This window comes from Flavobacterium sp. UBA6195, from assembly GCF_002422095.1.
GTDB lineage: Bacteria > Bacteroidota > Bacteroidia > Flavobacteriales > Flavobacteriaceae > Flavobacterium.
The window spans coordinates 1-13920 of the sequence record NZ_DITB01000075.1 but is presented as its reverse complement, the minus strand read 5'-3'; the positions used below and the strand labels follow the sequence as shown (position 1 = coordinate 13920).

The window sequence follows — 13920 nt, the reverse complement described above, 5'->3', positions numbered from 1 at the left end:
CTTCGTGCAACATATCAAAAATGGTTGGCACGAAATAGGGAAGATGATTCACACCCGCCAATTTTCCTGAAAACGCCCATAAATACCCTAATTCTCCATCTTGATTTTGACAAACCAAAACCCCAAACATTTTGCCTATTACCAAACCTTCTTGATTTTCTTTCAATCCAAAATTGTGTTCAAAATCGGTTTGTGTTTCCAAATACGATTGCAATTCATTAGCCGCAATAATGCTCAATTCATGCGGCTCGTAATAAAAAGGAAACGTGAATTTCTCAGGTAAAGCAATACCAGAAATATTGGTTTTGAATTGTTGGAATAATGAATTTGACATACTGCAAAGATAAAGTAATTGAAATAATAATTATCTTTGTGTAAATCAGTTTACTAATGAATATTGAAACACATAGAAAAAGTATTATTCATCGAATTTTGGATATCCAAAACGAAGAAGTTTTGAATAAAATTGACCAAATTTTGAATGATGAAGGATATATATATGATCTAACAGGAAAGTTGTTATCTGTTTCAGATTATAAGCAAGAAATTGAGGCTATTCTTAAAGTTTCAGAAGAAAATAATGTGTATAATTCCGAAGCAATAAGAAATAAGATTTTTAAGAAATGAAATCTGTTGTTTGGTCACAGGCTTCTTTAGATTCTCTCGAAACAATTTATAATTTTATTTTCCAAAATAGTCCTCAAAATGCCGAAAAGGTAGTTGATGCTTTATTAAATATAGGCGACGATTTAGCAAAGTTTCCAGAAAGAAATCCAAGAGAAACCTTGTTTAAGGATGAATCAATTCGCTATTTTCCAAAATGGAATTTTAAAATTGTGTATCGTATAGAAGAAAATAGAATTTTGATTATCAATATTTATTCAACCAAGATGAATTGGTAATGATATTATAAATAATGAAGCTTATAATTTAATTTTTAATAGTTATTTTTTCAACTATATATTTTTCAATAAACTCTTTGTCTGATTTATTCCTTAAAATTAAAAGTTCATTATTTTTATGCGTTTTGTAATTCATTAAAAATTTAGTATTTCCACTTCTATTTAATTCTGTGTATTCAAATTTACTTGAATCAAACTTATTAGTGATTAAATTAATATTTTGCGTCTTGTTAATTATTTTTTTTACTTTAATCATTTCACCACTTTCGATATTAATCTGAATTTCAGTATAAAATATCCAAGAAGCAAAACGAAATAAGACATAAAAAAACAGAGTTAATATGAAAATATAAACACCTACAACTGGACCAAATACATATAATAAGCCCAAAAAAGTTGGCAAATTCCAAATTAACATCTCTTTCCATATAAAAGGTATTCTATCGCTTAGAACATAAACATTTTCCTTTTTATGAATTCTGAAATAATCTTCTTTGATTTCCATATTGAATAATTAGCTACACCTGAATCACTCCTAAATTAAATGGTTTTTCAATAGGAGCGTGGTTGGCCGCTTCAATCCCCATTGAAATCCATGTTCTGGTGTCTAAAGGATCAATGATAGCATCCGTCCATAAACGAGCGGCTGCATAATAAGGAGACACTTGTTGGTCGTAACGTGCTTTAATTTTATCAAATAATTCCGCTTCTTTTTCAGGAGTAATTTCTTCCCCTTTTGCTTTTAAAGAAGCAGCTTCAATTTGCAACAATACTTTTGCTGCTTGAGCACCACCCATTACTGCTAATTCAGCACTTGGCCAAGCAAATATTAATCTTGGGTCATAGGCTTTTCCGCACATGGCATAATTTCCTGCTCCATACGAATTTCCAATTACAACCGTGAATTTCGGTACAACCGAATTAGAAACCGCATTTACCATTTTAGCACCATCTTTAATAATGCCACCATGTTCTGATTTAGAACCTACCATGAAACCCGTTACATCTTGTAAAAACACTAATGGAATTTTCTTTTGGTTGCAATTCGCAATAAAACGTGTTGCTTTATCTGCTGAATCCGAATAGATTACGCCACCAAATTGCATTTCACTTGGTTTCGTTTTAGCACCAGCTGTTTTTACAATTTTTCTTTGGTTGGCAACAATTCCTACCGCCCAACCGTCAATGCGTGCATAACCTGTTATGATGGTTTGACCATAGCCCGCTTTGTATTCGTCAAATTCTGAATTATCTACCAAACGTTTGATGATTTCCATCATATCGTACTGATCAGCACGAGATTTTGGTAAAATTCCGTAAATATCTTTGGGTTCTAATGCTGGTTTTTCCGCTTTCACTCGGTTAAAACCTGCTTTTTCATAGTCACCAATTTTACCTACTACCGATTTAATTCGGTCTAAAGCATCTTTATCGTCTTTAGCTTTATAATCGGTTACACCTGAAATTTCGCAGTGCGTTGTTGCTCCACCAAGTGTTTCATTGTCGATACTTTCTCCAATAGCGGCTTTTACTAAATAGCTTCCCGCTAAGAAAATACTTCCGGTTTTATCTACAATTAAAGCCTCATCACTCATGATAGGTAAATAAGCACCACCCGCTACGCAACTTCCCATTACGGCTGCAATTTGGGTAATTCCCATACTACTCATAATGGCATTATTTCTAAAAATTCTACCAAAATGTTCTTTATCTGGGAAAATTTCATCTTGCATTGGTAAATAAACCCCAGCAGAATCGACCAAATAAATAATTGGCAATCTATTTTCAATAGCAATTTCTTGTGCTCTTAAGTTCTTTTTCCCGGTAATTGGAAACCATGCGCCAGCTTTTACAGTAGCATCATTTGCTACTACGATACATTGTTTACCCGATACATAACCCATTTTAACTACAACCCCTCCAGAAGGACAACCTCCATGCTCTTCATACATTCCATCACCAACAAAAGCACCAATTTCAATGCTATTTGCTTTGTCATCTAACAGATAATCAATACGTTCACGAGCGGTCATTTTGCCTTCAGCGTGTAATTTTTCAATTCTTTTTTGACCGCCACCCAATTTTACTTGAGCAAATCGCTTTTTTAAATCAGTAACTAAAAGTTTGTTGTGATCTTCGTTTTTATTGAAATTTAAGTCCATTACTTAATGTGTTATTTAGTTTGTTGTTGGTTCTTATTGTTAAAATTATTCCTCTTTTTGCCCCATCATCATTAAATAGGCTTTTAAGAAATTATCGATATCACCGTTCATAATGCCTTCAACGTCACTTGATTCATATCCCGAGCGAACGTCTTTTACCAATTTATAAGGGTGCATTACATAATTACGGATTTGCGAACCCCATTCGATTTTCATTTTTCCAGCTTCGATATCTGCTCTTTGTGCTAATCTTTTGTTTAATTCGATTTCGTATAACTGCGATTTCAACATTTGCATCGCACGTTGGCGGTTATCTTGTTGCGAACGAGTTTCGGAACACTGAATTTGAATTCCCGTAGGTTTGTGAAACAATTGTACTTTGGTTTCTACTTTGTTTACGTTTTGTCCACCTGCACCACTCGAACGAGAAGTTATAATTTCAATATCAGCTGGATTGATTTCTACTTCAATAGAATCATCTACTAAAGGATACACATAAACTGAAGCAAAAGACGTATGGCGTTTTGCATTACTATCAAAAGGAGAAATTCGAACCAAACGATGTACACCGTTTTCACCTTTTAAATAACCAAAAGCAAATTCGCCTTCAATTTCTAAGGTTACCGTTTTAATTCCAGCAACATCGCCTTCTTGAAAGTTCAATTCTTTGATTTTGTATCCTTGCTTTTCGCCCCACATTAAGTACATTCGCATTAACATGGAAGCCCAATCACAACTTTCAGTTCCACCAGCTCCAGCCGTAATTTGTAAAACCGCACTCATGCTATCTCCTTCATCGGAAAGCATGTTGCGGAACTCTAAATCTTCAATGTGATGTAAGGTTTTTTGATAGTGTTCTTCAACTTCCTCTTCAGAAACATCGCCTTCTTTGAAGAAATCCATCAATATTTGAAGTTCTTCAGAATATTCAATTCCTTTATTATAATCTTCAACCCATTTCTTTTTGGAACGTAGGTTTCTAATAATGATTTCGGCTTCTTTGGCGTTATTCCAAAAGTCGGGAGCGAAGGTTTTTTCTTCCTCGTTTGTTATTTCAATCAATTTAGCATCGATGTCAAAGATACCTCCTTAACGCACCAAGGCGATCAATAATATCTCTGACTTGTTCTGTATTTATCATAAATATTGTAGTTTTGTTTTGAAATGGGATGCCATAGCCCCGATAGTAGTGGAAATCCTTTTTATTTTTTGTTGCCTTCGAGAACCTCAGGCAACAAAAAATAAAAAGATTGCAACGGATAGCGGGATTTAGCTCCTAAAAATTTTTATCAAAAATAAGGTATCTGATTGATATATGGAAATAAATTTAGTTAGTGATACGGTAACGAAGCCTTCTGTTGAGATGTTAAACGCTATGTTTAATGCTAAAGTAGGGGATGATGTATATAAACAAGACCCAACAGTCAATGAGTTAGAGGAAACTTTAGCGGATTTATTTGGGATGGAAGCTGCCTTATTTTTTCCTTCTGGAACAATGGCAAATCAAACGGCGATAAAGCTACATACACAACCAGGGGAACAAGTAATTTGCGATAAATATTCGCATATATATCATTATGAAGGTGGTGGAGCCTCATTTAATAGTGGTGTTTCGTGTTGTTTGGTAGATGGAAATAGAGGAATGATTACGGCTGATTTGGTTAAAAATGGAATCAATGACCCTGAATTTTATCATGCGCCTTTAACTTCATTAGTGAGTATTGAAAATACAACCAATAAAGGCGGTGGCGCTTGTTATGATTTACAACCTTTGCAAGAAATTAAGCAAGTTTGTATCGACCATAATTTGAAATATCATTTAGATGGTGCCCGTTTATGGAATGCGTTAGTAGCAAAAAAGCAACATCCAAAACAGTTTGGCGAATTGTTTGATACGATTTCGGTTTGTTTGTCGAAAGGATTGGGTGCGCCTGTTGGTTCAGTTTTGTTAGGAAGTAAAGCGGATATGCACCGAGCTTTGCGAATTAGAAAGATTTTTGGTGGTAACATGCGACAATCAGGCTATTTGGCTGCCGCTGGATTATTTGCATTGCAGAACAACATCAGTCGTTTAGAAATTGATCACAGAAGAGCCAAAGAATTAGGTAATTTATTAGAAAAAATGCCATGGGTTGCTAATGTGGAACCAGTAGAAACTAATATTTTGATTTTTGGTGTGCAACCTTTTGTAGATGAAAAGCTTTTTATGGAAAAATTAAAACAAAAAGGGATTGCGATTAGCTCAATGGGTCATGGAAAACTAAGAATTGTAACCCATTTAGATTATAAAGAAGTGATGCATGAATATGTAATGGAAGTGTTTTCGAAATTGACTTTTTAATTTTGGAACACAGATTCAAGAAATTTAAATAATTTAGAAAATCAAACTTGGGATTATTTTAAAGGTTTAAATATACTAAAATGAAAAAAACTTCAAAAATGATATACCTGATTCTTTTATTATTTATTAACCTCTCTTGCATTAAGCAACAATCAAATGAAAAGGGAAGGAATAATTCTGAATTAGTAAGTACTTCAAAAACCGATACTTTAAAATTCACTTCTGGAATTCGTGCTATATTTCAAGATAGTAAAGGTAATTATTGGCTTGGAAGTCATAACGAAGGGGTTAGCTATTATAATGGGAAAACTTTTGAATACTTTGCAACTAATGAAGGGTTAACCGACAATCAAATTCGTTCAATTGAACAAGATAAGAATGGAAAAATTTGGTTCGGCACAGCAAAAGGGGTGAGTGTATATGATAATGGAAAGTTAATAAATTATCCAACAAATTTAAGCTACCCAAGATATGAATGGAATGAAACCAGTGGTAATTTATGGTTTAATGCGGGTGCGGAAGACGGAATAAATCGTTTTGACGGAATCAATATGAACTATTTGATTTTTCCAAAACCCCAAAATAAAAATACTGATAATACTGACAATACTTACGGAGTTACGGGTATCTCAAAAGATAAAGAAGGTAAAGTTTGGATTGCGATTTATGCAGCGCTATTTAACTATGATGGTAAAATGGTACATATCTTTGATAAAGAAAAATTAAATCTAAAAGATAATGAGCGTTTACATATAAGAAGTGTATTAGCCGATTCAAAAGGTCGTATTTGGATAGGAAATAATGGTATTGGTGTTTTACTTTTGGATAGGAATTCAACAATTAATTTTTCTGAAAAGCATCACTTAATTCATCCAACAAGTAAAAGGAATGGTAATAAATCAGAACCAGGCACATTGGAACACCCTTTTGCTATTGAAGAAGATTCAGAAGGCAATATTTGGTTCGGAGATTTATATACAGGAGCTTGGAAATATGACGGCAAGACAATGACAAACTATAATACTATTGACAAAAATCTTAAATCTCAAATGATTTGGACAATTTATAAAGACAATGCTAATAATCTGCTTTTCGGAATGGCAGAGGGTGGCGTTTATAAATTCAACGGAAAATCATTTGATAAAATATTTTAAATAAATGGAAATCCTAATCATATCAATCGTAGCTTTTTTAACCGCCATTCTAACCTTTTTCTCAGGTTTTGGTTTAGGAACTTTGTTAACTCCGGTTTTCATGTTGTTCTTTCCAGTGGATATTGCGATAGGATTGTGTGGATTAGTACATTTTGCTAACAATTTATTCAAGTTTTTCTTGGTTGGAAAACACGCCAACAAAGAAGTTTTACTAAAATTTGGAATTCCAGCTATTTTTGCTGCGATGTTAGGTTCTTGGTTGTTATTACAAATTTCTGATTTGCAACCTTTATTCAGTTATTCGCTTTTCGGAAAAGAATGGGATGTGTTACCTGTAAAATTCGTTATTGCTATTCTATTAGTGATTTTTGCGCTGTTAGATTTGATTCCATACTTGAGTAAATTGGAGTTTGGAAAAGATAAACTGCCTTTAGGCGGAATTTTAAGCGGATTCTTTGGTGGACTTTCAGGACATCAAGGGGCTTTAAGAAGTGCGTTTTTGATAAAAGCTGGTTTGTCTAAAGAAAGTTTTATCGCCACAGGAATTGTAGTTTCCATGTTTATTGATTTTACCCGATTGAGTGTTTACGCTTCAAAAATCACTACTTATACGTTGTATGAAAATAAAGTTTTGTTGATTTCGGCAACACTTTGCGCAATTACCGGAGCGTATTTGGGTAACCAACTTTTAAAGAAAGTTACTCTAAAATTTCTCCAAGTTTTTGTTGCGGTTTTATTGCTTTTGGTGGCAATTGCTTTAGGAATGGGGGTTATATAAAGAGTAGAAATTATCGTATTCTTTTGTAAGTAATTTTCTTCATTCTATTTTTTAATTCTTTAGAAGGGCGGTAATTAATTTTAGCTTCTTTAATGTTCGATTTGCCTAAAGTTTCCTCTGTATCTGCGGCTGTTCCAGTTAAAGTTAGTTGAAATGTTCCTAAATTATCTACTCTAACAATATTTCCATTGGCTAATGATTCACCAATAACATCGCTTAACGCCATAATGACTCCAAAACAATCAGGTCTACTCATAGTAGTTCTACTGGCTACAATTCGAGCTAAATCATCTAAATTCACCTCTCCTTGACTAACAGCACAAGGGTAGTATTTTACTTCTGGAGGCGATACCAAATTATTTTTTTTGGGTATCATTTTAAATTGAACGGACATTTTTTTTACAGTGTAAGGTTTATTAAAAAATTTTAACCTGACAAATATATAAAAAGATGTACGACTTATAGTAAAAAGTCATACATCTTTTAGTAAAAAGCTGTACATCTCTTTTTTAAAAGTTGTACAACTTTAATTAAAATTATAAGGAACAAGTAAAAAGGAATTTTATTTTAATTTCTAATTTCTTAAGAAGTTATTATTTAAATAGATCCATTCCAGGAATGTTTGGCATACCTTCTTTTGCAACCGCAGCCAACTCCGTTTCGTGAACGTTTGTTGCTTTTTCAATAGCTTTATTTAATACGTTAACTAAATAATCTTCAAGCATTTCCTTGTCTTGAAGTAAATTATCACTTACGGTAATGTTTTTGATTTTTCGGTTAGCGGTTAAGGTAACTTCAAGTAAGCCATCGCTACTTTTTTCATCAATTAAAACAAAGTCTAAACGCTTTTTAGTTTCTTCAACTTTTTGTTGGGTTTCTTTGAGTTTACCCATCATACCCATGATATCTCCAAACATAATAATATTTTTTTATTAAGGCAAAAATAGTAAATTAGCGGTTAATAATTAGTTTAAAACTTCATGAAAAAAATAACCTATTTACTTCTTAGTTGTATTATTTTTGTTCCTGTTTACAGTCAAAATAAAACAAAAACAATGTCAGATAAAATTGTTCCTCCTGTTGCTAAAATTGTTCCAAAAACACTAGAAAAGCACGGTGATAAAAGAATTGATAATTATTATTGGTTAAACGAAAGAGAAAACCCAGAAGTTATTGATTATTTGAACCAAGAAAACGAATATTACCAAAAATCAACGGCTCACACCAAACCATTCCAAGACGAATTGTTCTTAGAAATGAAGAGTAGAATTAAGGAAGACGATAGTTCAGTTCCTTATTTATACAATGGTTATTATTACATCACTCGTTTTGAAAAAGGAAAAGATTATCCCATTTATGCTCGTAAAAAAGGAAGTTTAGATGCTAAGGAAGAAATCATGTTTGATTGTAACGAAATGGCAAAAGGACATTCGTACTTTAATTTAGCGGGATTAAATGTAAGTGAAGATAATAAATGGGTAGCGTTTGGAGTTGACTTAGTTTCAAGAAGACAATATACCATCCAAATTAAAAATTTAGAAACAGGAGAAATTCTTCCTGTAAAAATAGAAAATACATCGGGAGGTTCAACTTGGGCTGGTGATAATAAAACTTTGTTTTACACAAGAAATGATCAACAAACCTTACGTTCCGATAAAATTTATAAGCATACTCTAGGTACAGAAGCTGCTGCTGATGTTTTAGTCTTTCATGAAAAAGACGATACGTTCAATACCTTTGTTTACAAAGAAAAATCAAAAAAATACATAGTTATTGGTTCTAACAGTACATTAACTTCTGAATACCAAATTTTAGATGCAAAAAATCCGAATGGAGAGTTTAAAGTTTTCCATAAAAGAACACGCGGATTAGAATATTCGATTTCGCATTATGGAGATAGTTTTTACATTGTTACGAATAAAGACAAAGCAACGAACTTCAAATTAATGAAAACCCCAGAAACTGCTACTTCGGCTGAAAACTGGAAAGATTTAATTGGGCATAGAAAAGATGTTTTATTAGAAGGAATCGATATTTTTAAAGAGTATTTAGTTGTTGAAGAGCGTTCTAATGGTTTGAACAAAATTAGAATCATGCCTTGGAATGGAAAAGGAGAGTATTACTTACCTTTTAATAGTGAAACTTACACGGCTTATACTACAACTAACGTAGATTTCGATACTGAAATTTTACGTTATGGATATCAATCTATGACAACACCCTCTTCTGTGATTGATTTCAATATGAGAACTCAGGAGAAAAAAGTATTGAAAGAGCAAGAAATTTTGGGTGGGAAGTTTGATAAAAACAATTATGTTGAAGAACGAATTTGGGCTACTGCTACTGATGGAACTAAAGTGCCTATTTCAATGGTATACAGAAAAGGAATCAAAAAAGATGGTAAAAACCCATTCTTACTATATGCTTATGGCTCTTACGGAGCTACAATGGATCCTTATTTTTCTTCAACACGTTTGAGTTTGTTAGATAGAGGATTTATTTATGCCATTGCTCATATTAGAGGAGGAGAGGATTTAGGAAGAGAATGGTATGAAAACGGAAAACTTTTAAAGAAAATGAATACGTTTACCGATTTTATTGATTGTTCTAAATTTGTAATTGCAGAAAAGTATACTTCCCCAGAACATTTATATGCAGAAGGTGGTTCTGCAGGTGGATTATTAATGGGAGCGGTTATAAATATGGCTCCAGAACTGTATAATGGTGTAATCGCTCAAGTTCCTTTTGTGGATGTAGTTACGACTATGTTAGATGATACCATTCCATTAACAACAGGAGAATATGACGAATGGGGAAATCCAAATGAAAAAGTATATTACGATTATATGTTGTCCTATTCGCCTTACGACCAAGTAAAAGCACAAGCATATCCAAATATGTATGTTTCCACTGGACTTCACGATTCGCAAGTGCAATATTGGGAACCGGCAAAATGGGTAGCAAAATTACGTGTTATGAAAACAAATGACAATCAGTTGTATTTAGACACAAACATGGATGCGGGACACGGAGGTGCTTCAGGACGATTTGAAGCATTGAAGGAATTAGCTAAAGAATTTGCCTTTTTGTTAGATTTAGAAAAAATTAAGAAGTAGTTAAACTTTTTTTTGTTAAATTTGCAAGGTTTTAGAAGTGTCAAATTTGGCAATTTTTAGATATTAAATAAGTATAAAATACTACAAATGCTAGTAAAGCATAGTATTTTGGAAACATTAAAACAAACAGTATCTTCATATGAAAGAAGAAATAAAAGCCTATAATAGTGTATTAGATTTAATTGGAAATACACCATTAATCAAACTGAATAAAGTTTCAGCTGATTTACCAGGTAATTTCTATGCAAAAGTTGAAGCCTTTAATCCAGGTCATTCTACAAAAGACCGTATCGCATTATACATTATTGAAGAAGCAGAAAAAAGAGGTATCCTAAAACCAGGAGACACTATTATTGAAACTACTTCTGGAAATACAGGTTTTAGTTTAGCGATGGTAAGCATCATTAAAGGTTATGATTGTATTTTGGCGGTGAGTTCAAAATCATCAAAAGATAAAATCGATATGTTACGTTCAATGGGGGCTAAGGTATATGTTTGCCCAGCTCACGTTTCAGCTGATGATGAGCGTTCGTATTACAATGTTGCTAAAAGATTGCATGAGGAAACTAAAGGGTCGGTTTACATCAATCAATATTTCAATGAATTAAATGTTGATGCTCATTATAAATCTACAGGACCAGAAATTTGGGAACAAACAGGCGGTCAAATAACACACTTAGTGGCGTGTAGTGGAACTGGAGGAACTATTTCGGGAACAGCACGTTTCTTAAAAGAGCAAAATCCAAATATCAAAATTTTGGGAGTTGATGCTTTTGGTTCAGTATTGAAAAAATACCATGAAACAAAAGAGTTTGATAACGCTGAAATTTATCCATACCGTATTGAAGGTTTAGGTAAAAACTTAATTCCAACGGCTACCGATTTTGATGTGATTGATAAATTTATCAAAGTTTCCGATGAAGAAAGTGCGCACACAGCAAGAGAATTAGCTAAAAAAGAAGGTTTGTTCGTAGGATATACTTCTGGAGCCGCTTTTCAAGCGGTGAAACAATATGCTGAAGAAGGTGAATTTGATGCCAACAGTAAAGTTGTTATTATTTTCCCTGATCATGGTTCAAGATACATGAGTAAAGTATTCAGTGATGAATGGATGAACGAACAAGGTTTCTTTGATTCGGTAAACCAAGAAGAAGCTTTAAAAATTGAAATTATCAAGTAATTGATTTTAGATATAAAAAAAATCCCAATCGAAAGATTGGGATTTTTTTGTTTTGTGGGCACGGAATGCAATTCCGCGCTATCGGGTGAACGAACAAGGTTTCTTTGATTCGGTAAACCAAGAAGAAGCTTTAAAAATTGAAATTATCAAGTAATTGATTTTAGATAAAAAAAAATCCCAATCGAAAGATTGGGATTTTTTTGTTTTGTAGGCACGGAATGCAATTCCGCGCTATCGGGTGAACGAACAAGGTTTCTTTGATTCAGTTAACCAAGAAGAAGCTTTAAAAATTGAAATTATCAAGTAATTGATTTTAGATATAAAAAAATCCCAATCGAAAGATTGGGATTTTTTTGTTTTGTGGGCACGGAATGCAATTCCGCGCTATCGGGTCTAATGATATTTTCCAACCCATAGTGTGGATTTTTTATTGTTTTTTGTAGGCTCAGAATGTAATTCCGTTATTGTTTTTTTATATAATTTATTCAACTAACTTCAAATTCCTTGTTGCATATGTATTAAAGCTTTCTATTGGAATTACTTTTTTTCGTTTTATTAAATATTTAATTTCACCAGTATATTTAATCCAGTTATCTTTTTCAAAATCTTCCTTTTTTGAGATAATATTCAAATATAAAATACCATTTTCAATTCTCCATTGCCCTTTTTGCTCTTCAAATCCAAAATTATCAAATTGTGCATAACTAATTTGTCTGTAAAATTCTCCGTCTTTATAAAGTACCAAACTATCTAATTCCTTTTCAAAGTAGGTTATTTTTTCATCTTTATAAGTTTGTTTCTTAATTTTCTTGAATCTATAAACTGATTCAACCTCTTGACAAAACAAAAAGTTAGCCAGAAGGCAATGAATTATTATAAAAAATGTTTTTTTCATGATAATTATATTTTGTTGTAAAGAATACAATTTTGTTTTATTTGGTGAATTTAATTTTCTTCTTTTTAATTTTTTTTCCATTAAAGTAATACCAAACTTTTTTTGAGTCCAAATCAACAACAATATAATCTGTTGGTCTTAAGATTTTAAATCTGACAGTAGGTCCCATAAAACTCAATCTTATAAGATCTTTGTCTTTAGGAATCTTTATGATAGCTTCACCTTCAAAATCTGTAGTGAATGAATCATTTTTTTCTAGGTTTTCTATATAAATATTCGCTCCAGCCAAAGGTCCTTTGTCAATACTAATTTTTATTTTAATTTCTTCATATTCTTCTTGTTGTGAATGCGATATAAGAGGAATTAAAAAAAATAATATTAAAAGTATATTTTTTTTCATATGGTTTGCAATTTTTTAGAATCAAAAAAAAACTCTTTACATTACGCTAATATATAAAAAAATCCTCACAATTTCTTGCGAGGATTTCGTATATAATATAGAAAAAGAATTACTCTGCGCTTTCTTGCATTGTATGATATACGTTCATAACGTCATCGTCTTCTTCAATTTTTTCTAATAGTTTTTCAACATCTGCTACTTGTTCAGGTGTTAATTCTTTTGTTATTTGTGGTATTCTTTCAAATCCAGAAGATAAGATTTCTAATCCACGAGCTTCAAGTTCTTTTTGGATTGCACCAAAGCTTTCAAAAGGAGCGTACATTAAAATGCCGTCTTCATCTGCAAAGATTTCTTCTACACCAAAATCAATCATTTCTAATTCTAATTCTTCCACATCTTGTCCTTCTGCTGGAATTCTAAAATTACACGTATGATCAAACATAAATTCAACCGAACCTTGTGTTCCCATTGTTCCATTACATTTGTTGAAGTAACTTCTAATGTTAGCAACGGTTCTGTTATTGTTATCGGTAGCGGTTTCAATTAAAATGGCAATTCCGTGAGGTGCATAGCCTTCAAATAATACTTCTTTATAGTTAGCTGTATCTTTATCAGATGCTTTTTTAATCGCACGCTCAACGTTTTCCTTCGGCATATTCGCTGCTTTCGCATTTTGAATAACCGCTCTTAAACGTGCATTAGTTTCAGGATTTGGACCGCCTTCTTTTACGGCAATTACGATATCTTTTCCAATTCTTGTAAACGTTTTAGCCATTGCTGACCAACGTTTCATTTTACGGGCTTTTCTAAATTCAAACGCTCTTCCCATTTCTTTTTTGGTTTAAAGTTTCAAGTTTCAGGTTGCAAAAATAATAATTTCAAATTTAAACGCAAAGTTCGCAAGGTTTTACGTAAAGTTCGCAAAGCGATAAACTAAAAATCTTTTATGAACTTATATTCGCAATCTAAATCAACTTGAAACTTATATGACT

15 protein-coding genes and 1 pseudogene are annotated in these 13920 nt (G+C 32.5%); 7 read left to right on the top strand and 9 right to left on the bottom strand.

The features are described 5' to 3' along the window. Positions 1–334 (bottom strand): annotated as a pseudogene (locus B4I81_RS06660) (RNA pseudouridine synthase); the annotation flags it as partial. Between the two features lie 56 nt (positions 335–390). Between B4I81_RS06660 and B4I81_RS06655 the strand changes: the two are divergent. Then, complete coding sequence (locus B4I81_RS06655) at positions 391–627, top strand: hypothetical protein (protein ID WP_291108970.1); 237 nt, start codon at positions 391–393, stop codon at positions 625–627. Next, positions 624–902 carry a type II toxin-antitoxin system RelE/ParE family toxin gene (locus tag B4I81_RS06650; RefSeq protein ID WP_291108969.1) on the top strand — a complete coding sequence of 93 codons (279 nt, stop codon included), beginning with the start codon at positions 624–626 and terminating at the stop codon, positions 900–902. Before B4I81_RS06655 ends, B4I81_RS06650 begins: the two co-directional genes overlap by 4 nt. A gap of 28 nt (positions 903–930) precedes the next feature. On the opposite strand, the gene B4I81_RS06645 is transcribed toward B4I81_RS06650, so the two are convergent. From B4I81_RS06645 to prfB, 3 genes are all read right to left on the bottom strand, one after another. Beyond that, complete coding sequence (locus B4I81_RS06645; protein WP_291108967.1) at positions 931–1407, bottom strand: hypothetical protein; 477 nt, start codon at positions 1405–1407, stop codon at positions 931–933. A gap of 13 nt (positions 1408–1420) precedes the next feature. Further along, on the bottom strand, positions 1421–3064 hold the full coding sequence (locus B4I81_RS06640) for an acyl-CoA carboxylase subunit beta (protein WP_291108966.1): 1644 nt from the start codon (positions 3062–3064) through the stop codon (positions 1421–1423). 45 nt (positions 3065–3109) lie between these two features. Next, a protein-coding gene (prfB, locus tag B4I81_RS06635) for a peptide chain release factor 2 (protein WP_291108964.1) occupies positions 3110–4205 on the bottom strand; the annotation gives its coding sequence in 2 pieces (ribosomal slippage) (positions 3110–4141 and positions 4143–4205; 1095 coding nt in all). A gap of 174 nt (positions 4206–4379) precedes the next feature. Here prfB and B4I81_RS06630 point away from each other — a divergent pair. The 3 genes from B4I81_RS06630 (at position 4380) to B4I81_RS06620 (ending at position 7337) form a co-directional block, all read left to right on the top strand. Then, complete coding sequence (locus tag B4I81_RS06630) at positions 4380–5405, top strand: threonine aldolase family protein (protein ID WP_291108963.1); 1026 nt, start codon at positions 4380–4382, stop codon at positions 5403–5405. A gap of 80 nt (positions 5406–5485) precedes the next feature. Then, a complete protein-coding gene (locus B4I81_RS06625) occupies positions 5486–6559 on the top strand; it encodes a ligand-binding sensor domain-containing protein (protein WP_291108961.1) in 1074 nt (357 codons plus the stop codon). Positions 6560–6563: 4 nt separating this feature from the next. Then, complete coding sequence (locus B4I81_RS06620) at positions 6564–7337, top strand: sulfite exporter TauE/SafE family protein (RefSeq protein ID WP_291108959.1); 774 nt, start codon at positions 6564–6566, stop codon at positions 7335–7337. A gap of 10 nt (positions 7338–7347) precedes the next feature. On the opposite strand, the gene B4I81_RS06615 is transcribed toward B4I81_RS06620, so the two are convergent. Both B4I81_RS06615 and B4I81_RS06610 read right to left on the bottom strand, forming a co-directional pair. Continuing rightward, on the bottom strand, positions 7348–7731 hold the full coding sequence (locus tag B4I81_RS06615; protein ID WP_291108958.1) for an HU family DNA-binding protein: 384 nt from the start codon (positions 7729–7731) through the stop codon (positions 7348–7350). Between the two features lie 199 nt (positions 7732–7930). After that, complete coding sequence (locus B4I81_RS06610; RefSeq protein WP_291108956.1) at positions 7931–8254, bottom strand: YbaB/EbfC family nucleoid-associated protein; 324 nt, start codon at positions 8252–8254, stop codon at positions 7931–7933. A gap of 138 nt (positions 8255–8392) precedes the next feature. On the opposite strand from B4I81_RS06610, the gene B4I81_RS06605 reads away from it, so the two are divergent. Further along, positions 8393–10453 carry a S9 family peptidase gene (locus B4I81_RS06605; protein ID WP_291108955.1) on the top strand — a complete coding sequence of 687 codons (2061 nt, stop codon included), beginning with the start codon at positions 8393–8395 and terminating at the stop codon, positions 10451–10453. Between the two features lie 139 nt (positions 10454–10592). Further along, on the top strand, positions 10593–11633 hold the full coding sequence (locus tag B4I81_RS06600; protein WP_291108954.1) for a PLP-dependent cysteine synthase family protein: 1041 nt from the start codon (positions 10593–10595) through the stop codon (positions 11631–11633). 481 nt (positions 11634–12114) lie between these two features. On the opposite strand, the gene B4I81_RS06595 is transcribed toward B4I81_RS06600, so the two are convergent. The 3 genes from B4I81_RS06595 to B4I81_RS06585 form a co-directional block, all read right to left on the bottom strand. Then, complete coding sequence (locus B4I81_RS06595) at positions 12115–12528, bottom strand: hypothetical protein (RefSeq protein WP_291108952.1); 414 nt, start codon at positions 12526–12528, stop codon at positions 12115–12117. A gap of 37 nt (positions 12529–12565) precedes the next feature. Then, entirely contained in the window at positions 12566–12928 is a 363-nt protein-coding gene (locus tag B4I81_RS06590) for a hypothetical protein (protein ID WP_291108951.1), read from the bottom strand. Between the two features lie 109 nt (positions 12929–13037). Further along, positions 13038–13757, bottom strand: coding sequence for a YebC/PmpR family DNA-binding transcriptional regulator (locus B4I81_RS06585; protein WP_291108949.1), 720 nt, complete (start codon positions 13755–13757; stop codon positions 13038–13040). Positions 13758–13920: the final 163 nt, after the last annotated feature.

Coding starts and splice junctions, on each gene's coding strand:
- B4I81_RS06655 (WP_291108970.1), top strand. CDS start 391: ATGAATATTGAAACACATAGAAAAAGTATTATTCATCGAATTTTGGAT.
- B4I81_RS06650 (WP_291108969.1), top strand. CDS start 624: ATGAAATCTGTTGTTTGGTCACAGGCTTCTTTAGATTCTCTCGAAACA.
- B4I81_RS06645 (WP_291108967.1), bottom strand. CDS start 1,407: ATGGAAATCAAAGAAGATTATTTCAGAATTCATAAAAAGGAAAATGTT.
- B4I81_RS06640 (WP_291108966.1), bottom strand. CDS start 3,064: ATGGACTTAAATTTCAATAAAAACGAAGATCACAACAAACTTTTAGTT.
- B4I81_RS06630 (WP_291108963.1), top strand. CDS start 4,380: ATGGAAATAAATTTAGTTAGTGATACGGTAACGAAGCCTTCTGTTGAG.
- B4I81_RS06625 (WP_291108961.1), top strand. CDS start 5,486: ATGAAAAAAACTTCAAAAATGATATACCTGATTCTTTTATTATTTATT.
- B4I81_RS06620 (WP_291108959.1), top strand. CDS start 6,564: ATGGAAATCCTAATCATATCAATCGTAGCTTTTTTAACCGCCATTCTA.
- B4I81_RS06615 (WP_291108958.1), bottom strand. CDS start 7,731: ATGTCCGTTCAATTTAAAATGATACCCAAAAAAAATAATTTGGTATCG.
- B4I81_RS06610 (WP_291108956.1), bottom strand. CDS start 8,254: ATGTTTGGAGATATCATGGGTATGATGGGTAAACTCAAAGAAACCCAA.
- B4I81_RS06605 (WP_291108955.1), top strand. CDS start 8,393: ATGTCAGATAAAATTGTTCCTCCTGTTGCTAAAATTGTTCCAAAAACA.
- B4I81_RS06600 (WP_291108954.1), top strand. CDS start 10,593: ATGAAAGAAGAAATAAAAGCCTATAATAGTGTATTAGATTTAATTGGA.
- B4I81_RS06595 (WP_291108952.1), bottom strand. CDS start 12,528: ATGAAAAAAACATTTTTTATAATAATTCATTGCCTTCTGGCTAACTTT.
- B4I81_RS06590 (WP_291108951.1), bottom strand. CDS start 12,928: ATGAAAAAAAATATACTTTTAATATTATTTTTTTTAATTCCTCTTATA.
- B4I81_RS06585 (WP_291108949.1), bottom strand. CDS start 13,757: ATGGGAAGAGCGTTTGAATTTAGAAAAGCCCGTAAAATGAAACGTTGG.